At 51.3% G+C, this 20,523-nt stretch carries 21 protein-coding genes; 16 read left to right on the forward strand and 5 right to left on the reverse strand.

Features of this window, described 5'->3' with window-relative positions:
• Positions 1–15 precede the first annotated feature (15 nt).
• The 15 genes from flhA (at position 16) to ACWAU0_RS09210 (ending at position 13,975) form a co-directional block, all read left to right on the forward strand.
• On the forward strand, positions 16–2,121 hold the full coding sequence (gene flhA, locus ACWAU0_RS09140; RefSeq protein WP_458138980.1) for a flagellar biosynthesis protein FlhA: 2,106 nt from the start codon (positions 16–18) through the stop codon (positions 2,119–2,121).
• A 15-nt stretch (positions 2,122–2,136) separates the two neighbouring features.
• The gene (flhF, locus tag ACWAU0_RS09145) at positions 2,137–3,552 is read left to right on the forward strand and encodes a flagellar biosynthesis GTPase FlhF (RefSeq protein WP_458138981.1); all 1,416 of its coding nucleotides are present in this window, start codon (positions 2,137–2,139) and stop codon (positions 3,550–3,552) included.
• Positions 3,553–3,583: 31 nt separating this feature from the next.
• Positions 3,584–4,417 (forward strand): MinD/ParA family protein, encoded by an 834-nt coding sequence (locus ACWAU0_RS09150; RefSeq protein WP_033159408.1) that lies wholly within the window; start codon positions 3,584–3,586, stop codon positions 4,415–4,417.
• A complete protein-coding gene (locus ACWAU0_RS09155) occupies positions 4,414–5,160 on the forward strand; it encodes an RNA polymerase sigma factor FliA (protein WP_033159407.1) in 747 nt (248 codons plus the stop codon). The genes ACWAU0_RS09150 and ACWAU0_RS09155 overlap by 4 nt, the downstream gene beginning before the upstream one ends.
• Positions 5,161–5,259: 99 nt before the next feature.
• A complete protein-coding gene (locus tag ACWAU0_RS09160) occupies positions 5,260–5,634 on the forward strand; it encodes a chemotaxis response regulator CheY (RefSeq protein ID WP_033193930.1) in 375 nt (124 codons plus the stop codon).
• Positions 5,635–5,651: 17 nt separating this feature from the next.
• Positions 5,652–6,374, forward strand: coding sequence for a protein phosphatase CheZ (locus ACWAU0_RS09165; RefSeq protein WP_033159406.1), 723 nt, complete (start codon positions 5,652–5,654; stop codon positions 6,372–6,374).
• Between the two features lie 10 nt (positions 6,375–6,384).
• A complete protein-coding gene (locus ACWAU0_RS09170) occupies positions 6,385–8,595 on the forward strand; it encodes a chemotaxis protein CheA (RefSeq protein WP_458138982.1) in 2,211 nt (736 codons plus the stop codon).
• Between the two features lie 9 nt (positions 8,596–8,604).
• Positions 8,605–9,699 carry a protein-glutamate methylesterase/protein-glutamine glutaminase gene (locus tag ACWAU0_RS09175; protein ID WP_458138983.1) on the forward strand — a complete coding sequence of 365 codons (1,095 nt, stop codon included), beginning with the start codon at positions 8,605–8,607 and terminating at the stop codon, positions 9,697–9,699.
• Positions 9,699–10,445 carry a flagellar motor protein gene (locus tag ACWAU0_RS09180; RefSeq protein WP_033159403.1) on the forward strand — a complete coding sequence of 249 codons (747 nt, stop codon included), beginning with the start codon at positions 9,699–9,701 and terminating at the stop codon, positions 10,443–10,445. The genes ACWAU0_RS09175 and ACWAU0_RS09180 overlap by 1 nt, the downstream gene beginning before the upstream one ends.
• A 10-nt stretch (positions 10,446–10,455) precedes the next feature.
• Positions 10,456–11,337, forward strand: a complete 882-nt coding sequence (motD, locus tag ACWAU0_RS09185) for a flagellar motor protein MotD (protein WP_458138984.1) — start codon at positions 10,456–10,458, stop codon at positions 11,335–11,337.
• The gene (locus ACWAU0_RS09190; protein ID WP_101053267.1) at positions 11,334–12,137 is read left to right on the forward strand and encodes a ParA family protein; all 804 of its coding nucleotides are present in this window, start codon (positions 11,334–11,336) and stop codon (positions 12,135–12,137) included. Before motD ends, ACWAU0_RS09190 begins: the two co-directional genes overlap by 4 nt.
• Entirely contained in the window at positions 12,134–12,865 is a 732-nt protein-coding gene (locus ACWAU0_RS09195) for a chemotaxis protein CheW (protein WP_458138985.1), read from the forward strand. Before ACWAU0_RS09190 ends, ACWAU0_RS09195 begins: the two co-directional genes overlap by 4 nt.
• A 21-nt stretch (positions 12,866–12,886) precedes the next feature.
• Positions 12,887–13,360 (forward strand): chemotaxis protein CheW, encoded by a 474-nt coding sequence (locus tag ACWAU0_RS09200; RefSeq protein WP_033159399.1) that lies wholly within the window; start codon positions 12,887–12,889, stop codon positions 13,358–13,360.
• A 28-nt stretch (positions 13,361–13,388) separates the two neighbouring features.
• On the forward strand, positions 13,389–13,553 hold the full coding sequence (locus ACWAU0_RS09205) for a hypothetical protein (RefSeq protein WP_458138986.1): 165 nt from the start codon (positions 13,389–13,391) through the stop codon (positions 13,551–13,553).
• Positions 13,553–13,975 (forward strand): DUF2802 domain-containing protein, encoded by a 423-nt coding sequence (locus tag ACWAU0_RS09210; protein WP_033159398.1) that lies wholly within the window; start codon positions 13,553–13,555, stop codon positions 13,973–13,975. The genes ACWAU0_RS09205 and ACWAU0_RS09210 overlap by 1 nt, the downstream gene beginning before the upstream one ends.
• Here ACWAU0_RS09210 and ACWAU0_RS09215 read toward each other — a convergent pair.
• The 5 genes from ACWAU0_RS09215 to ACWAU0_RS09235 form a co-directional block, all read right to left on the reverse strand.
• A complete protein-coding gene (locus ACWAU0_RS09215; protein ID WP_458138987.1) occupies positions 13,972–14,805 on the reverse strand; it encodes a glycosyltransferase family 2 protein in 834 nt (277 codons plus the stop codon). The genes ACWAU0_RS09210 and ACWAU0_RS09215 overlap by 4 nt on opposite strands.
• Positions 14,802–15,551, reverse strand: a complete 750-nt coding sequence (locus ACWAU0_RS09220; protein ID WP_458138988.1) for a glycosyltransferase family 2 protein — start codon at positions 15,549–15,551, stop codon at positions 14,802–14,804. The genes ACWAU0_RS09215 and ACWAU0_RS09220 overlap by 4 nt, the downstream gene beginning before the upstream one ends.
• Positions 15,544–16,764 carry an O-antigen ligase family protein gene (locus ACWAU0_RS09225; protein WP_033159423.1) on the reverse strand — a complete coding sequence of 407 codons (1,221 nt, stop codon included), beginning with the start codon at positions 16,762–16,764 and terminating at the stop codon, positions 15,544–15,546. The genes ACWAU0_RS09220 and ACWAU0_RS09225 overlap by 8 nt, the downstream gene beginning before the upstream one ends.
• An 11-nt stretch (positions 16,765–16,775) precedes the next feature.
• The gene (locus ACWAU0_RS09230) at positions 16,776–17,504 is read right to left on the reverse strand and encodes a glycosyltransferase family 25 protein (RefSeq protein WP_033159395.1); all 729 of its coding nucleotides are present in this window, start codon (positions 17,502–17,504) and stop codon (positions 16,776–16,778) included.
• A 69-nt stretch (positions 17,505–17,573) separates the two neighbouring features.
• Complete coding sequence (locus ACWAU0_RS09235; protein ID WP_458138989.1) at positions 17,574–18,686, reverse strand: glycosyltransferase family 9 protein; 1,113 nt, start codon at positions 18,684–18,686, stop codon at positions 17,574–17,576.
• Positions 18,687–18,743: 57 nt separating this feature from the next.
• Here ACWAU0_RS09235 and msbA point away from each other — a divergent pair, with 57 nt between their 5' ends.
• Positions 18,744–20,507 carry a lipid A export permease/ATP-binding protein MsbA gene (gene msbA, locus ACWAU0_RS09240; protein WP_458139213.1) on the forward strand — a complete coding sequence of 588 codons (1,764 nt, stop codon included), beginning with the start codon at positions 18,744–18,746 and terminating at the stop codon, positions 20,505–20,507.
• Positions 20,508–20,523: the final 16 nt, after the last annotated feature.

The following is a 20,523-nucleotide window of genomic DNA, read 5'->3' on the forward strand; positions in this document are numbered from 1 at the left end:
GTATCGAGCTGAATTATGGATTTTACGAAAATACTCAACTCACTTAAGGCGCTGACCGGCTTGGGCTTGGGCGCGCCACTATTGATCGTGATGTTGCTGGCGTTGTTGATTTTGCCGCTGCCGCCGTTTGTGCTGGATCTGTTTTTTACCTTCAATATCGCGTTTTCGCTGATCATCTTGTTGGTGGTGATTTACACCCTCAAGCCGCTGGAGTTTGCCTCATTTCCTACCGTCATTCTGGTCGCAACCTTGTTGCGGCTATCCCTGAACGTGGCGTCCACCCGGGTCGTATTGATTCGCGGCCATGAGGGCGGAGATGCCGCCGGCAAAGTCATCGAAGCTTTCGGTTCGTTCGTCATCGGTGGCAATTTTGCGGTGGGTATCGTGGTGTTTGCGATTTTAGTGGTCATCAATTTTATGGTGGTCACCAAAGGTGCCGGACGGGTCGCGGAAGTGAGCGCCCGTTTTACCTTGGATGCGATGCCGGGCAAGCAGATGGCTATCGATGCCGATTTGAATTCGGGGTTGATCAACCAAGATGAAGCGCGTGCCCGCCGCGAAGAAGTGGCCGCCGAAGCCGATTTTTACGGTTCCATGGATGGTGCCAGTAAATTCGTGCGTGGCGACGCGGTAGCCGGCATCATCATTTTGTTTGTGAATATGATAGGCGGCTTGGCGATAGGTGTGGGGCAGCACGGCATGAGCTTTGCCGACGCCGCCAATATTTATGTCTTGCTGACCATCGGTGACGGTTTGGTGGCGCAGATTCCGTCGCTGTTGTTGTCGGTGGCCGCGGCGATGGTGGTGACGCGGGTTCGCGGCAGCAAGCAGGATATTGGTAAACAGTTAAGTTCACAGCTGTTCGAAGATCCGCGTACTTTGTTGGTCACTGCGGCGGTGATGGGTATCCTGGGTATCATCCCCGGCATGCCGAATTTGGTGTTCATCCTGTTAGCACTGACATTGGTCGGTGGGGCCTATTTGATTGATAGACGCCGCAAGTTGGAGGAAGAAAAAGCCCTGGAAATGGAGCGCATCGTTTCGCCGCCGCAACTAGCCAAGACCGAAATCAAGGAATTAGGCTGGGACGATGTAATGCCGGTCGATGCCATTGGTCTGGAAGTGGGGTACCGCTTGATTCCGCTGGTGGATAGAAATCAAGGCGGCCAATTGATGATGCGCATCAAGGGTGTGCGCAAGAAGTTATCGCAAGAACTGGGCTTTCTGATTCCGTCGGTGCACATCCGGGATAACCTGGATTTGTCACCTACCGAATACCGGATTTCCTTGATGGGGGTGAGCGTCGGCGAAGCCAATATCATGCCCGAGAAAGAAATGGCGATTAATCCCGGCCGGGTGTTCGGTACTTTGCAAGGCGCGCCTTGTAAGGATCCGGCGTTTGGTTTGGATGCGATCTGGATCGACGCCAATCAAAAAGACCAAGCGCAAACTCTGGGTTACACGGTTGTCGATCCCAGCACCGTGGTGGCCACGCATCTCAGTCATATTCTGCAAAGCAATGCGCATGAATTGTTCGGTTACGAGGAGGCGCAGCAGTTGCTGGATAATTTGTCCAAAGTGGCACCAAAGCTGGTCGAGGATCTGGTGCCGAAAACCTTGCCCTTGGGTATTTTGGTCAAGGTTCTGCAAAATCTGCTGCAAGAGCGGGTTTCAATTCGCGATTTACGAACCATCGCCGAAACTTTGGCGGAGTACGGGGTGAAGAGTCAAGATCCGGACATCTTGACCTCGGCGGTGCGGGCGGCCTTGGGGCGCTCAATTGTCCATGAAATCAATGGAGTACAGACAGAGATTCCGGTTATTACCCTTGATCCAGGATTGGAACAGATATTGCATAGATCATTGCAGACGGCGGGCGAAGGTGGTGCCGGTTTAGAACCCGGTCTAGCCGAGCAGATGCACAAATCCCTGGAGGAAAGTGCGCAAAGGATGGAAATGGAAGGGCAGACTGCGGTGTTGTTGGTGTCTTCTTATATTCGTCCTTGGTTGGCTCGCTTCGTTCGTCATTCGATATCCGGCTTACATGTGCTGGCCTATAATGAAATCCCGCAAGATCGGCAGATCAGGGTGGTTTCCACAGTAGGACAGCGGGGACAATAAAACAGAGGTTGCGCGATGAAAATTAAACGCTTTTTTGCAGCAGACATACGGCAGGCCATGCGCATGGTCAAAGAAGAATTGGGCGCCGATGCAGTGATTATGTCCAACCGTTCTGTGGATGGCGGCGTGGAAATCGTGGCGGCCCGCGACTTTGACGAACAGGTCATTCATAAAAATCTCAAGCAACGCGAAGACGAAAAATCACCGCCCAATGAAGTTAAAAAAGTCGATTTGCCCGATCTCGAAGCCGAAAAGAAATCGCTGCATGTTTTAAGTAGCGCCAGAAAACGCGGCGCGGAAGGCAGCATTCCGGAAAATCCGATCCGTCGCAACCTGGATCAATACGTCGGTTATGCCGAAAAATTGCAGGTTGGGCATAACAACGCGCAGAAAATCGCCGAAAAAGTTCGCCAAGTTGAAAAAATTGAAAAACCAGCCTGGGCAAGTGCCGATCCCAAAATCAAACCGTTGACCGAGCCACGGCCGGTGCAAGCGCACAACGGCGATAAATTCCTCGACGAAATGCGCGCGGAAATGAAAGAACTGCGGACGATGTTGGACAGCAAGCTGTCGAATATCGTCATGCAAATACCGCAACACGGGCTACCTTTACACGATGATTTGCGCGATCGGATGTTGGAGTGTGGCTTCTCGAAAAACTTGGCAGGCAAGATAGCCAACCGGTTGGGTAGCCACAAGCAATTCGATTTGGCCATCGGCAAAGCCCAGGAAATGTTGGCCAGACTGGTGCCGATAGCCGACGACAACCTGTTGGATCAAGGCGGTATCGCCGCATTGGTTGGCTCCACCGGGGTCGGTAAAACTACGACAGTCGCTAAATTGGCCGCGCAGTTTATTTTAAAACATGGTTCTCGGCAGATTGCGTTGATTACCACCGATAATTATCGGATCGGTGCGCACGAGCAAATCAACACTTACGGCAGAATTCTGGATGTACCGGTCAGAGTGGCGGGCGATGCGGAAGAGTTGCGCAGGCATATCAATAGTTTTTCCGATAAACGCCTGATTTTGATCGACACCGCCGGCATGAGTCAGCGCGATATGCGTTTGGCCGAGCAGCTGAAAACCTTGCAACACGGCGATTTGCCTATACGCTCTTATCTGGTGATGTCCGCCACCACGCAATACAAAGCAATGCTGGAAATTATGGATGCGTTCCGAATACTCGAACCACAAGCGACTATACTAACCAAGTTTGATGAGGCAGTTAGCAAAGGTACCGCGTTGTCGGCGATTATCGAGCGGCGTATGCCATTGTCATTTATCACTGACGGTCAGCAGGTTCCGGAAGATATTTACTTGCCCGATGCCGATGCTTTGATTCGGCAGTGTATGGAAAGTGTCGATCAGGACCATGGCTATGGCGACGATGTGAATGTTGAAGACTGGCTGGCGGAAAGCCATGCATAAGTCATTCGATCAGGCAGCTGGAATTAGACAAATGAGACATATGAAACCGGTGCGAGTAATCGCGGTAACAAGTGGCAAGGGCGGGGTTGGCAAAACCAATCTTTCCGTCAATATCGGCGTGGCGCTGTCTAAAATGGGTAGGCGGGTGGCGATACTCGATGCCGATATGGGCTTGGCTAATGTCGATATTTTGCTGGGCATGTTTCCCGAATTCAATTTGTCGCATGTATTGAGCGGCGAAAAAAGCTTGAAGGAAATCATGATGACCGGACCTTCGGGGCTGAAAATCATTCCGGCGTCGTCGGGTATTCAGCGGATGTCCGATTTGTCGAGTATCGAGCAAGCCGGCGTGATAAGGGCTTTTAGCGAAATCGACCGAGAGTTGGATGTGTTGATCGTCGATACCGCTGCCGGTATTTCGGCAAGCGTGGTGAATTTTGCCCGGGCTTGCCAAGAAATAATCGTGGTGGTTTGCGACGAACCCACCTCGTTGGCTGATGCTTATGCGTATATCAAGCTGTTGAATAGAGATTACGGGTTGAATAGCTTTCATATCATTACGAATATGGTGCAGTCGGCTGAGCATGGACAGGCCTTGTTCAATAAGCTGAGTAAGGTAACCGACCGTTATTTGGATGTGGCCTTGCAGTTTGTCGGCGCGGTGCCGCAGGACGAATATTTGAAAAAATCCGTGCAAAAACAAACGCCAGTGGTGGAAGCATTCCCGCAAAGTAAGGCGGCGCTGGCGATTAAGAATTTGGCGCGAAAAATCGACAGCTGGCCGATCAAGCCCAAAGCGGGCGGCTACCTGGAGTTTTTTGTCGAACGGATGATTCAGTACAGCGCGAAAGAGGATGTTGCATGAGTGGAGCGGCAATGTATGCTGCTGTGCAGGCTGGAAATGTTGATGCCTTAGTCATTCAGCATGCGCCGCTGGTAAAACGCATTGCCTACCACTTAATGGGACGACTGCCCGATACGGTGCAGCTCGATGATTTGATTCAATCCGGCATGCTGGGCTTGCTGGAAGCGCTGAAACATTATGATGCTGGGCAGGGTGCCAGTTTCGATACCTATGCCGGTATCCGGATTCGCGGGGCCATGTTGGACGAACTGCGCCGTTCGGATTGGACGCCGCGTTCGGTGCATAAGAAAGCCCGGATGGTGGCGGAGGCGATACGCGAGGTTGAGAATCAACTGGGACGTGATGCCAAGGATACCGAAGTGGCCGGACATATGGGTATCGATCTGACTGAATACCATCATATTTTGCAGGACGCGGTGTCTTGTAAGACCTTTAGCGTCGAAGAATTGGTGCAAGGCGAAGACAGTGTTATAGATGATGTGCACGGCAATCAGCAGCCGGAAGATGTGCTGATCCAACAGAATTTTCAAAAAGCCCTAGCCAAGGCCATCTCGGAATTACCGGAACGGGAGCGCTTAGTCATATCGCTGTATTACGACGAAGAGCTGAATTTGCGTGAGATAGGCAAGGTGCTTGATGTCAGCGAATCGCGGGTTAGCCAAATTTGTAGTCAGGCGATGTTGCGCTTACGCGCTAGACTTGCGGATTGGGTGGAAGGGAAAGATAATGAAAAGTGCAGCTAATGTGTGGTTATTGCAGGAATTTTTCGCAATTATTGGTCACAATTTAGCGGTTTCTTAACAATAAAGTAATCTGGGTGGAGATTATCCTTGGATAAAAATATGCGTATTCTGGTTGTCGATGACTTTTCGACAATGCGGAGAATAGTAAAAAACCTGTTGAAAGATCTGGGTTTTACCAACACCGTGGAAGCGGACGACGGTAAAACAGCACTGCCTATTCTGGAAAAAGGCGGTATCGATTTTTTGATTACTGACTGGAATATGCCGGGCATGACCGGCATCGATTTATTGAAGGCCGTCAGGTCTACTCCCAGTTTGGCCAATCTGCCGGTGTTGATGGTCACAGCTGAAGCCAAGCGCGAGCAAATCATTATGGCTGCACAGGCCGGTGTAAATGGTTATGTCATCAAGCCTTTTACGGCTGCTACGCTTAAAGAGAAAATCGAAAAGATTTTTGAACGCATCGACGGCTGAAGCACAGGGAGATTACCATGAATACTGACCTGCTGAGTTTGGCCCGAGATTTGGTCGCAGCATTAGAAAAGTGCGACGAAGCGGCTGCCGATGAAATTCTTGATCAAGTAGCCGGATTAAGAGAAACACAATTGTTTAAAGAAATTGGCCGCCTAACTCGCCAATTGCACGACACTATGGTGAGTTTTTCCGTCGACTCAAAAATAGCAGCCATGGCTGAGCACGATATACCGGATGCCAAGGAGCGTCTGCATTATGTGATCGCGATGACGGAGCAAGCCGCAGATCAAACCTTAACCGCCGTTGAAGAGTTGTTGCCGGTATCAGATGAGCTAAACGGGCAGGTTAAACAATTGTCGGCGCAATGGAATCGCTTTTTGGATCGGGAAATGCCGTTCGACGAGTTTAAGGCCATGAGCGCCGATCTCAGTCAGTATTTTGAGCAGTCGCAAGTGTCTCTGGAGAAAATCCAGGCGGGCCTAAGCGATATATTGATGGCGCAAGGGTTTCAAGATATTACCGGGCAGATTATCCGCCGGGTTATCGATTTGGTGCAGGATCTTGAAGGCAGCATGGTGAATCTGATCAAAATTTCCAGTCGTAAAATTACGTCAAGCAGCGGTGCCGCGTTGCAGCCCGAAGTGCCCGGACCGGTTGTCCCCGGAGTAGATGACAGAGCCGGTGATGTGGCCACCAGTCAGGTCGATGTTGATGACTTACTGTCTAGTCTAGGTTTCTGAGGAAAACAACATGGCGATCGATCTGGACGACGAAATATTGCAAGACTTCCTGGTCGAAGCCGGGGAGATTCTCGATTCTCTGGGTGAGCAGCTGGTGGAACTGGAGCAATCGCCTGGCGATCTCGATCTTCTGAATTCCATATTTCGCGGGTTCCACACCATAAAGGGCGGCGCCGGTTTTTTGGCTATTAGCGCCTTAGTCGATGTCTGTCACAACGCCGAAGACGTTTTTAACGTGCTCAGACAGGGTGATCGCCAAGTCACGCCGGATTTGATGGACGTGATTTTGCAAGTCGTGGACATCGTCAACGAGATGTTCGGGCAAGTCCGTTCGGGCAATACCCCAAAATCGGCGGATCAAGGTCTTTTGAAACGCTTGAAATCTTACGCGGGGCCGGCCGAAGCTGCCGCGCCTGCTGAGATAGCGGTTGAAGCCGCTGTCATCAACGAAACCTCCGAATCCACCCCGCCGCTATCCCCTCAAGAATCCGCAGCGCAAGACTATGATGCAATGCTCGATCCAGAGGAGTTATTGGCCAGCGAATCCGCCTCGGAAGATGGCGATGAAATTACCGAGCAGGAATTCGAAGATTTGCTGGATGCGCTGCATGGTAAGGGCGGTTCTCCCACCGCGAACATCGCAGCGCAATCGGCAGTGCCGACGGCGGATGACGAAATCAGTGAAGACGAGTTTGAAAATCTGCTGGACGAGTTGCATGGCAAAGGTAAGTTTTCTGTAAAAACCGAGCCGTCTGTGCCCGCCGCCGATTCCGGCGATATTACCGACGAGGAGTTCGATAAGGTCCTCGATGCTTTGCACGGCAAAGGTAAGTTCGATGCTGCCAATTTGGGCAAGATTGATGAGCCGGCTGCGGGTGAAAAAAACCCACCAATTAAAAATGTAGAGTTGCCTGTCGAGAAACCGTTCGTGGCGGCTAAACCTGAGCCGGTCGCGAAACCGTCCGTCGATGTGGAGCCGGAAAATAGCTTAGGCAAAGTAGCGTCGGTAGTAGATTCCGTTTCCGACAAGAGTAAAGCCGCCACACCCCAAGCCGATACCACCGTCAGGGTAGATACCCAGATTTTGGACGATATTATGAACATGGTCGGCGAGCTGGTTCTGGTGCGTAACCGTTTCCAGACGCTTAAAGCCAATGCTGAAGCCGGAGAGCAGTTGTCCAAAGCGATATCCAATTTGGACGTGGTGACTGCCGATTTACAATTGGCGGTCATGAAAACCCGGATGCAGCCAATCAAAAAAGTCTTCGGGCGTTTTCCGCGTGTGGTACGCGATTTGGCTAGAAGTCTGAAAAAAGAAATCAGGCTGGAGTTGGTGGGTGAAGAAACCGATCTCGACAAAAATCTGGTCGAGGCTCTGGCGGATCCTTTAGTGCATTTGGTCAGGAATGCGGTAGATCACGGAATCGAATCGCCGGATGAGCGCGAAGCCAACGGCAAACCTCGGGAAGGCGTGGTGATATTGAAAGCGTCTCAGGAAGGCGATCATATTCAGTTGTCCATCAAAGACGACGGCAAGGGCATGAACCCCGACATACTGCGCGCCAAAGTGGTGGAAAAAGGCTTGATGGATGAAGAAAGCGCCGCCCGTCTTGACGATAAAGAGTGTTACAACCTAATTTTTCTGCCCGGATTTTCCACCAAAACTGAAATTTCCGACGTGTCCGGTCGTGGTGTCGGCATGGACGTGGTGAAAACACGGATCGCGCAAATGAACGGCGTGGTGGAAATTGATTCGGTGGAAGGCAAGGGCAGCACCATTATAATCAAGGTGCCGTTGACTTTGGCTATTATGCCGACCCTTATGGTGAAGTTGCGCGGGCAGGCTTTCGCGTTACCCTTGGCCAGCGTTTTGGAGATACTCGATCTGGATTTGAGCAAAACCAATAAGGTAGATGGTCAATTGGTGGTAATGGTCAGAAACAAGGCCTTGCCGCTGTTTTATTTAAGTGAGTGGCTGGTTAGAGGTTCTTATTTCACAGGCGAAACGCAGCCGACCAATCATGTGGTGGTGGTGAACGCTGGCGGCAGGCATGTCGGGTTCGTGGTGGATCAATTAATCGGTCAGGAAGAAGTGGTGATTAAAGCGCTGGGTGCCAAGTTACATGGATTGGAAGGATTGGCGGGAGCAACCATCACCGGTGACGGCAAGATAGCGCTGATACTCGATGTGCCTGGCCTGATGAAGAAGTATGCGATGTGACGCGGCAATATGACCATTCGGGTGCTGATCGTCGACGACTCCAGTTTTATCTGTAAAAGAATTCGGGAAATTTTAGAAGAGGATCAAGAGTTTAAAGTGATAGGCGTCGCTCACGACGGTCGCGAAGCCATAGAACTTGCGGCAAGTCTGCAGCCGGACGTTATCACCATGGATGTGGAGATGCCAATCATGGATGGTATCACGGCAGTCAAAAAAATCATGGGCACCCGGCCTTGTCCGATACTAATGTTTTCGGCAATGACGCAAGTCGGCGCTCAAGCCACTCTGGATGCGTTGAATGCCGGCGCTATCGACTTTTTGCCCAAGCAGTTGGAAGACATCGATGCTAATCGTGAAACGGCCCGCTACTTACTGAGATATAGAGTGAGAATGGTGGCTTCTCAGGCTACTAGAATGTCTTCCCCACGACCTCTGCCGCGCGTGAATCAAGAAGAACATCAGAGCTCAACCGCCGAAAACCCCGTAGTTAAGCCGATACGCGCTGCGTCCGCGTGGCCCAAAACTGCAACCAGCAGCAAAATCGAGCTTTTGGTGGTTGCCGCCTCGACCGGCGGGCCGGTCGCCATGCAATACGTGCTGAGCAAAATTCCGGCTGAGTGTTCGATACCCATATTGCTGGTGCAACACATGCCGCCTAATTTCACCAAAAGCTTTGCCGAACGCTTGAATTTGCTTTGCAATATTAATGTCAGGGAGGCGCGGGATGGTGACGTATTGCAGCCGGGGACCGCGTTATTGGGGCCAGGTGCAATGCAGATGCAAGTTAAGCAAGTAGCCGGTGAGCGGCGGATTGTGTTGCGGGCCAAGCAAAATGGGGAAATTTATAGTCCCTGTGTAGATATTACTTTTGACTCGCTTGCCGAGGTATTCGCCGGGCATGTGTTGGCGGTGGTGTTGACCGGCATGGGCGCAGACGGCAAGGCTGGCGCTATGAAGTTAAGGCAGCGCGGCGCGCAAATCTGGGCGCAGGACGAGGCTACAAGTACTATCTACGGCATGCCGAAAGCCATCGCAGAAGCCGGTCTGGCGGATCATATTTATTCTCTGGAAGAGATTGCCAACCAATTTAAAAAATTACATTGATGGATATTCTCAGTATTTTGGGTGTGTTGATAGGCTTTGCCGCGATTATCGGCGGTAACCTAATGGGCGGAGGAGAACTCGGGTCCCTGATCAATTTTCATGCCTTCATTATTGTGGTGGGTGGTACGCTGGGAGCGACACTGTTGCAATTTCCGCCCAAGGTATTTCTGCGCAGCTTACGTATTTTGAGTTGGATTTTTGTGCCGCAAAATTTGCAGCTCAAAAAGCAAATCGACAAGATTGTGCGCTGGAGCTCTCTGGCCCGTAAGGAAGGCTTGCTGGGCTTGGAATCGGTTATCGAAACCGAAAAAGACAGTTTTGCCAAAAAAGGTTTGCAGTTGCTGGTCGATGGCAACGAGCCGGAAGTGATACGCGATTGCCTTGAGGTTGAGCTAACGACAAAGGAGCATTTGGATACCCAGGCGGCTAGGGTTTTTGAGGCGATGGGTGGGTATGCGCCTACTATCGGCATTATCGGCGCGGTAATAGGCTTGATTCATGTGATGCAGAACCTCGCCAAGCCGGAGTTATTGGGCAGCGGCATCGCGACAGCTTTCGTGGCGACTATTTACGGTGTCGGCTTGGCCAATCTGTTGTTTATTCCTATCGCCAATAAGCTGAAGAGTCTGATTTTCGAAGCATCGCAAGCCAGGGAAATGGTGATAGAAGGCATTTCGTCGATAGCCGAGGGCGAAAACCCGCGTAATATCGAGTTGAAATTATCCGGTTTTTTATTGGAAAAATAAGGGAGGCCTTATGAGTCGGCGCAAACGTAGACCATTGCAACAGGCCGATAATCACGACCGCTGGATGGTGTCTTACGCGGATTTCGTGACCTTGCTGTTTGCGTTTTTTGTGGTGATGTATTCGATTTCCTCGGTAAATAAGGGTAAGTACGAAACATTCTCCGAATCGCTGGACCAGGCTCTGTTTCACAACGAGAAGATTCAAAAAGAAGCAGAGCCGATTCAGGTTGGCACGATTCCCACCACGATCCAGCCGATTGAATTGCCAAATTTGATGACGGCCGAGGAAAGAGAGCTGAGCGAAGAAATCATGCAGGAAAAACGCCGGCTGGATGAAGTGTCGCAGGAGTTTCAACGAGCCTTGCAGCCTTTTGTGGAAAGCCAGTTGGTGGGTATCAAACAGCACGATTTCTGGGTGGAACTGGAAATGAATAGCGAGTTACTGTTTGCCAGCGGTAAGGCCGAGCTCTCCAGCAAGGCTGTTCCGGTGTTGCAGAAAGTTGCAGAGGCCGTGCGCGACGTACCCAATGTGATCAATGTCGAGGGATACACCGACAACGTACCGATTTCCACCGGCTTTTATCCATCCAATTGGGACTTGTCCTCAGCCAGGGCAACCAGTGTTGTCAAGGAATTGGTAAAAAACAATATTCCGGCGACACGATTATCGGCGGTGGGCTATGGAGAATTTCATCCGATCGCCGATAACAAAGACGAGGAGGGGCGTTTTAAAAATCGGCGAGTTGTATTGGTGCTGATGTCGCAAGCCTTTGCTCGTTACGGCATGACTGACGACGAACGCGCGAAAGTGCTGAATTTGGCGCCGTCACAGCCCAGCTCGCCACCTGAAACCGCAGTTGAAAAGACGCCGGAAGCGCCGGCTCAGTTATGAAAATATGGTCAGTTTCCAATCAAAAAGGCGGCGTCGGTAAAACGACTACCGTGGTGACACTGGGTGGCTTGTTGTCGTCCTGGGGGTTCAGGACTTTGCTGGTCGATTTAGATCCGCATGGTTCGTTGACCAGCTATTTCAAGATGAATCCGGATGAGATCGAGCTTGGCGTTTACAATTTATTTCTCGACGCCAGCGAGAAAAAGAAAAACGTCGATCCCCAGGTCTATATCGCCAAAACAGACTTCGACGGTATCGATGTCTTGCCCGCATCCACCGCTATAGCCACCTTGGATAGGCAGGTCGCCGCAATCGGCGGGATGGGCTTGGTGGTTGCTACCGCATTGCACAAAGTGGCCGACCAATATGACTATGTGATTATCGATAGCCCGCCGATGTTGGGGGTGTTAATGATCAATGCGCTGGCGGCCTGCGATCATTTAGTGATTCCGGTTTTAGCCGAATTCCTGGCCCTAAAAGGTCTGGATAGAATGGTGCATACCATAAAAATGGTTTTTCATTCCCGGAAAACACCGCCTAAATTCACTATCGTGCCGACCATGTTTGATAAACGCACCAAGGCGGCTCGCGACAGCTTAGCGGCCTTACATCAACAGTATCCGGACAATGCCTGGAGTTCGGTCGTCCCGGTGGATACTAAAGTGCGGGATGCCAGCCAGGCCGGTATTCCCTTACCCCTGTACGACAAAAGCGCGCGTGCGGCCGAAGCCTATGCCGAATTGTTGGAACTGTTATTGCTTGATAAGAGTCCAGACAAAAACTTGGCACCGCATAAATGACTCAGGCAAAACCACCCCCCAGTATCGTTGATCAACAGTTAGCGCTTGATGTGTATCTGCAGACGCTATTGGATGAGGTGCCCGAGGCTGAGGAAGCTGTTAACGTAAAGTCGGCAATATCGCTGGAACAGCTTGTTGTTGAGGAGCCTATCAAATTGCCGGATCCTGCTCCGGTCGTGACCGGCATTCCAAAAGCAAGCTCCAAAGCACTGGTCAGGAACCGACAACCCAAGCTTGTAGAGCCGGAAATCCCGGCTAAACTACAGGCACTGTCTATCATGCCGGATTGGTCGCAGTACGAGTTTCAGGCTTTGTTTTTTAAGGTTGATAAGCTGATATTGGCAACGCCGCTGATCGAGTTGTCGAGAACGATAAAAATCGACCGCAAACCCACGAAAATTCCCGGACAACCCTCTTGGTTCTTGGGTTTGCTGGACGAGCATGATAGCCGTATCGGCGTGCTTGATACCCGGCAGCTGATTTTTGGCAAAAGCCGAGGCCTGCAACCGGATAGTGAGGAGTATCCGTTCGAGCGCATTTTAATCACCCAGGATAAAAAATGGGGTTTGGTGTGTGATGAAATTCTCTCCATCGGTAAAGTAAAGCCCGATGGGGTCAGATGGCGAACGGCCAGACAAAAAAAACCATGGTTAATCGGTACGGTAATAGACGAGTTGACAGCGATTATCGATGTTAAACAGCTGGTACCGCATAGAAAAAATAGTTAAACAGCATCTGGATAAAGCAAAATGAGCGAAGATAAAAAACAAGGCGACCCTATCATGCAATGGGTGACTTTTTGTCTAGGCGACGAAAAGTACGGCATCAATGTCATGCAAGTGCAAGAGGTGTTGCGGATTACCGAAATTGCCCCGGTGCCCGGTGCGCCGTCCTATGTATTGGGGATTATCAATTTACGCGGTAATGTGGTGACGGTCATCGATACCCGTAACCGTTTCGGCTTACCGTCCAAAGACACCGATGATGCGTCACGGGTAGTGATCATCGAAACCGACCGGCATATCATCGGCATTTTGGTTGATAGCGTCGCCGAAGTCGTGGAAATGCGCGCTTCCGAGATTGAAACCGCGCCTAACGTCGGCAATGAAGAAAGCTCAAAATACATTCAAGGTGTCACCAGTCGCGACAATCAGTTGTTAATTCTGGTGGATTTGAATAAATTCCTCAGCGACGACGAAAAAGCCGAGCTGGATATGTTTTGATTGCCTGACTAGGCATGCGAGGTGCAACATGACCGAAATAACACCGATCACGCCTTTTTCCCCAGTACACACGATATACAAGGTTGAGCGCGAAGAGCGTGAAAAGCGCCAGCCGCAAAAACAACCGCAGACCAAACCCGACCCAAACAAAGACAATAAACAGCCTGCCGAGCATGTTGACGAAATAGTGTGATGAGCGAATATTTAGTGCTGGTTTTGGCGGGGGTAGTCGTATTTATGCTAGCGGTGTTAGTTCGGCTGTTGCGCCAGCAGCAAACACTAAAACAACAATTTCAGCGTCTTGAAGAGCGGGTGCAGCGTAGCAACGAGGATGTGGCCGGCCTTTGCTCTGCCGCTGTGGCTGTTGATCGGCGGCTGGCGGCGAACGACTCGCGATTGAATAGCATTGTCGATCAAGTCAACACGCAACGGCAAACCGTTGCTGACGTGGCGCCCGCTGAACCTATCCCCGCAGGTGGCTATGAAGATGTCATCCAAAAAATCCGCAGCGGGGTTGGCATTGAGGCGCTGGTCCGGGATTGCGGCTTGACCCGTGATGAAGCGGTGTTATTAATGCGTTTGCATGGCGGCGGCAAACGTTCCGGTTTGGGTTAGGCGCTGGTCGTTTCCAGATACTGGTCCACGCCCCGTTCCGCACGAGTTATCGATATATCCGCTACCCTCTGTAACAAACGCCGGTAATTTTCATCGTGTTGACTTCTATCGTTATGCCGGTGCCAAAGATGTAATACCGGTACCGCAAAGCGGCCTTCTTTCCGTTTGACGCCTTGATGAATCAGGCGGATCACTAAGTCCGAATCTTCATATCCCCAGCCTTCGAAGACTTCATCAAAACCATTTGTTGCCAGAAAATCGTCTTTCCAGACCGCCAGATTGCAAGTCATGGCTTTTTGCCAATTCTGCGGTTGCCGATAACGCCAGCTGTGCAGCGGTAAGTACAGTAAAGGCAACAAACGGTTAATGCGGCCTTGCAGCCGTTGCCATAAAAAAAAGCCAAGTGACTGTTTGTGCAGGGGTATTTTTTGCCCTAATACCAGTGATGTGTAAGCTTCGTTCAATAACAGCCGGTTGCCCGGAACGAAATAACCGGTTTCGGCCAATTGTCGATGATTTCTAATAAAATCCGGTAGCGCGACGCAATCGCCGTCCATAAACAGCAGATAATCGCCGCGACTTGCGGCAACCGCTTTGTTACGGATAGTGCCGGCCCGAAATCCCTTATCCTCATGCCAAACGTGCCGCAATGGAATTTCGCTGGTTTCGATAAAGCCTTTGATCAATTCCTGCGTTGCAGTACCGGAACCGTCATCGGCGATGATGATTTCAAACCGGCGATCTTGTTGAGCCATCAGGGCGAGTAAACAGGCGGAAAGCGCGTCCGGCCAGTTATAGGTGGTGACGATGACAGAAATCAAGCTGTTCATTTGCTGGCTGTTTTACTGCAAAGCTCGCGTAGTTTCAGGTATTTGTAATAACTGCCCTCGGCGTTGGATATGGCCAACATTAAGCCTTCCGAGCCATCCAGAATGGCTGCCTGGACGAAGTAAGTGCGGATGAAGGTCCACAGGCCCTTGCCGATGGCTTTGCCCAAGCTGGCCCGCTTACCGTGATTGAACATTTTCTCGGCACCCAGCGAAGAATAAGCGTTGATCTTATGCAGCACCTCGGCGGGATCGACGAAGGCTTCGTGCCAAAGCGGGTTTTTGAGCCGACCGATAACCCCTTTAACCTCAATACGCTCATGCACGACTTCGCTGCTGAAGCGTCCGACATCGCGGCGAAACAGCCTAAGCACGTAATCCGGCCACCAGCCGCCATGCTTGATTGGCTTGCCGCAGTAGCTGGATAAGCGGGGGATTTCGAAGCCCTGCACCTCGTTTTGCTGCATGGCTTGCAGGATTTCGGCTTTTAACGCCGGCCCGATTTCTTCGTCGGCGTCGATAGATAGCACCCAGTCGCCGCGCGCCTTATCCAAGGCCCGCTGTTTTTGCGGGCCAAACCCGGGCCAGTCGGTGATGAAGACTTTGTTGGTAAATTGTCGGCAAATCGCGACAGTCTCATCGCTACTACCCGAGTCGAGAACAATGATTTCATCGGCCCAAGCAACCGATGCCAGGCAGCGGCCGATATGTTGCGCCTCGTTTTTGGTGATGACGATAACGCTAAGCATTGGCCTGACGAAGGGTGGAGTCGGCAGGATGACTGAGTAAGGCACCGAGAAAAAACGCCAGCAAATAGCCTTCAGCAAAAGTTTTGAAATGCGAGTTGAACAGGCTTGAAGCACAAATTGCCACCAAAAAACTGGCGGCAATCGGCCCGTAGGGCTTGTTATTCATGCCCTGGCGCAATGCGACGACAATATAAGCAAAGAACAACAGCAAGCCGACCAAGCCGTTTTCCAGCCAAATAAACAGGTATTGATTATGCGGGTCGCTAGTGCTGGTGCCTTGCCATCCCTGGCTTTTGGCCAAGGCATAATTACTGTAGGTCGGCTTGAACGATGACGTGCCATAGCCAAACCAAGGCGCTTTCTCGATGAGTTCCACGGTGTTTTTGTAAAAGACCACCCGAATGCCTACCGATGTTAAATCCTGGCTGCTTTGATAGCTTGATTGTTCGTCCCAGGCCAGTCTGAATCGGTCTTGCAAGGTGTTGGAGCTCAGGCCAAAGGCCACCAGCACGATGGCGGCTATCCCAATAATTTGTGGTAGTTTGCTGTAGCCATATATCGAGCCCAATGCAAAAACCGCGGCGATGGGTACGGCCAAATAGCCACTCCTACCGGTACTGATGAAGAAAATATTGAATAAAAATATGGCAATTCCCGCCCACACGGCACATTTCCAACGAGGGGTTAGCGGTTCCTGCACCAGGAAGATAGCGCATAGCAGGGCCGCCACAAAAGCAGTGCTCTGGGTGGCGTGATTGGTCATGAAAATACCGGCTTCCCGGCCGTCTCTAACGATAAGATCCAACGCCCAAAGCGGCATCGCAATCATGCCAGCCACCACCATGGCGACAAAATAGCTGTAGACAAAACGTTTTTGCCACTGCGATTGCTGAAAAACACCGAGTAGCAGAAACACGTAAAGTAGTTTTTTCCAGCTGGATAAGGTTTCCAATTTGCTGTGCCAGTCTGTTTCGGCGTAAAGCGTGCCGATGATTAACCAGGCAAAGAAAAGCACGATCATTTTTCCGACAGGCTGTTGCCAGGATAACTTAAGGGTCTGCACTGCCTGGCCGGAAAGTAGCCAGAATATCAGCAACGCCACGCTGGCTATGCTGGCAACCGCCGTGGAAACGGGGGCGGCGATAGCAGCGGCAATAGTGAGGCAGCGACAGATGTTGAGCGATGTCTCGGATGTCAGGGGGGATGCAAGCATATTTTGTAGCCTTAGCGCCATAACTGATAAATGTATTTACGCTTGAGTTTTTCCCAGCGGAAAAACAGTCCTTTCAGCCAGATGGGCGGATCGGCTTCCAAAGCACTTTTGAACAGGCCGTTTTTACTGCCTTGTTCGATGACAGGATCTTCCAGCCAAATCATTTGAATGCCGAGCTGTTTGTCGATTTTTTCGAACTGATTGTCAATCGGTTCGGCTATTTTGTTAGTTTTAATCCAGTCTAGTCTCTGGCGGGCGGTGCTGGAATCAATAAGATAGGAATCGGCAAAGCGACCGCGATGCCCGAGATACAGGTATTGATCCGGTTTGCGCTGACTCTTGGGCGTAAAAAAATTACCGCCGGAGCCGACGTAGATGACTTTGTTGTCGGGAAATTGCCCGCTCTGACTGAGCGCGCGTTGCAAACCGAGCTGAATATCCTTACTGAACACGGCATCGTCTTCCAGTACCAAACAGAATCCTTGGCCATTACCGTCCGCAATTCTCTGTAAGGCTGCCACATGCTTTAATGCGCAGGATTGCTGAGCCGTAGTCAGATGATGGTCGTCACGGAAATACTCGGCCACCACGCTGTCTGTCAAATCGCCTATATCCCAGTCGAAAATAAATTCCGCCGACATCCCGAAATCGCGTAGTTGTTGTTCCATGAACATACGGCGTTGACTGAACGCTTTGACATTCAAAACCAAAATGCGGTCAAGGCTAGGCGATTGCATCATGCGAAATTGTAGTTAGGCTGCTGAAAAAAGCGGCGATTATCGACGGTTTTGTGGAAAATAACATCATCGTTATGGCCGTTTGGCTTGCAATGTTTGCGCGATCACGTCGATCACCCGGCCACTGGATAACTGATCAAGGCAGGCGCTGTAGCTCTCACGGTGCCGGTCGCAACCTTCCAGTTGGCAGGGTAGGCAGTTTTGTTCGGTTTGGCCTTGCAGCAGATACACGTTATTTACTTGGCTTGCACCACGAGACGCGAATGGCGTTTTATCTTCGCCGTATCCGCACGGCCAGGGTGCCCATTTTTCCGGATCGGTGGGACCGAATAAGGCAAAAGTCAGTGTGCCGGTGGCCGCCGCCAAGTGGGTGATGCCGGTGTCTGGGCCGACGAAGAATGCGGCTTTGCCAATCAAGGCGGACAATTGCGCCAGCGACAGATGACCGGCAAGATTGATGACATCTGTTGGCAGTTGTTGCTGTATTTCTCGCAAGGCTGCCAACTCGGCGGGATTGCCGCTGCCGGTTAATACGACTTTAAAACCTTGCCGGTCTAAAAAGGCGATGAGCTCGCACCAGCCCTCGGCGTGCCACTGTTTATAGCGCCATTGCGGCATAATATGTAGAACGACGTAGGGATCAGTTATGCTGGGTATCGGCGTCGAGCTTTGCGGCGGAGTCAGGCGATAGCAAGGCGCTATTCCCAGTAACTTGCAGAAGCGCAAGTTTTCCAAGACGGCGTGACCGTAATCGCTGCTAAATACCAGCCAGCGCTTGAGTAGCGCTTTTTTCCACCAAGCCTTAGTAGCATCGCCAGGCACAAAGCCGATGCTGATTTTCCCGGCTATCGCTGCGCACAAAGTTGGCCGGTCGCCAGCTTGCGTGGAAATGGCTAAATCGTAACGCCGAAATAGGCTGAATAACAATTTGCCGAATGCCAAGCCGCCAGGCTTGCCCGCTACGGTTAATAAGCGCCGGATGTCGGGATTGCCTTCCAGCATACCGGCGTTGCTGGAAGGCAGTAGAACGTCAATGTCAGCGTCCGGATAGGCTTGCTTCAGCGACGAGATGAGTGGGGTAACCAGCAGCGTATCGCCTAGATAACGCAGGGTTATCACCAAAATGCGTTTAGGTTGTATATTGAGCGGTTTTTGGTTGGGCATGGAACGCTGGCTGATCAACATGGCTGTACATTTTAAAGGTAAACAGTATTGAACACGTTACAAAATTCGCGCAAAACCATGACGGACAGCCAGGTGTACAAACGCTTACTTGCGTTTGTGTTGCCGTATTGGCGTTTATTTTTGGTAACTGCCATCGGTTTTGCGATCTATGCCGCGACCGAGCCGGCGGTGGTCATGATTATTCAGCGCATCATCGACAGCTTTGGGGCGCCGGATCGGGGAGATATTCAATATCTGCCGCTGGCCTTCGTGGTGTTGTTTCTGGTACGCGGCATAGGCTCGTTTTTGGGTAATTATTACCTGGCGCGAATTTCCGGCAATTTGATTCACAAGCTGCGTTGCGAGATTTTTAATCAGTACACCCGCTTGTCGGTGCAATATTTCGATGCGCATAACAGCGGCTACATGATTTCGCGGATTACCAATAATATCGGCGAAGTCACGCGGGCGACGTCCGATTCGATTCGTTCTTTCGTGCGCGAAGGTTTTACTGCGGTGGGCTTGCTGGGTTATCTGGCTTATACCAACTGGCAGCTCTCCTTGGTGTTTTTGGCGATAGCACCGGTGGTAGCGATCATGGTGCGTTATGTCGGCAAACGTTTAAAACGGCTGAGCCGCAATATGCAAGACACGGTCGGTGATTTGACGCACATCACTTCGGAGATGGTCTCCGGAAACCGTATCGTAAAAAGTTTCGGCGGGGAAGATTACGAGCGGCAACGCTTTAAGAAAGCCAGTCTGGAAAATCGTGGTCAACATCGCAAGCTGATCATGACCGTATCGCTAAATAATCCGTTGATGCAACTGGTCATTTCTTTTGCCTTGGCCGGCATGATGTATCTGGCCTTGATCATGATGAAATCGTCCAGCCCGGGTGAATTTGTCGGCTTTTTTACCGCGGCATTCTTGTTGCCCAAGCCGATTCGGCAATTGAGCGATGCCAATTCCGAGATCTTGCGCGGTATCGCGGCGGCGGAGTCTTTGTTCGAAGTATTGGACGAGCCGGCGGAAATCGATGGTGGCGACTATCAGGTTGAGCGCAGTCAAGGCCGCATCGAATTCAAAAATCTCAGTTTTAGCTATCCCGGCAGCGAAACCCCGGCATTGAATAATATTAATGTGACAATTGAACCCGGCCAGACCGTAGCTTTGGTGGGTGCTTCAGGTGGCGGCAAAAGCACGATGATTAACCTGTTGCCACGTTTTTATGACTACGAGCAGGGCGAGATTTTGATTGATGGCGTGCCGTTAAAGCGTTACCGCTTGGACAGTTTGCGCCGACAGATTGCCTTGGTCACGCAGAATGTCACCTTGTTCAACGCTTCCGTCGCGAATAATATCGCCTATGGCGCGTTACAAGGCGCGGCCAGAGAGCAGATAGAGCAGGCCGCGGTCGATGCCTATGCGATGGACTTTATCAGCAAAATGCCGCAAGGATTGGAAACCGAAATCGGTGAGAACGGCGTGAAACTGTCCGGCGGCCAACGCCAGCGCTTGGCCTTGGCGCGAGCTTTGTTAAAAGATGCGCCGATTTTGATTCTGGATGAAGCCACCTCAGCGCTGGATACCGAATCGGAGCGCTATATTCAGGCGGCATTAAATCGGGTGATGCAAGGCCGCACGACTTTGGTGGTGGCGCATCGCTTGTCCACCATCGAGAGTGCGGACGTGATCTTGGTAATGGACAAAGGCCGGATTGTCGAACAAGGTTCGCATCGCGAACTGTTGGCTCGCGATGGGGCGTATGCCAAATTGCATAAGATGCAGTTTCAGGATGGCGGTCAAACAGAGCAGCCGGAGACTGCTGTCGGGCAGGAGTGAAGAGTCAGCCGGCGGC

Source organism: Methylomonas sp. Uni0009 (assembly GCF_054188105.3).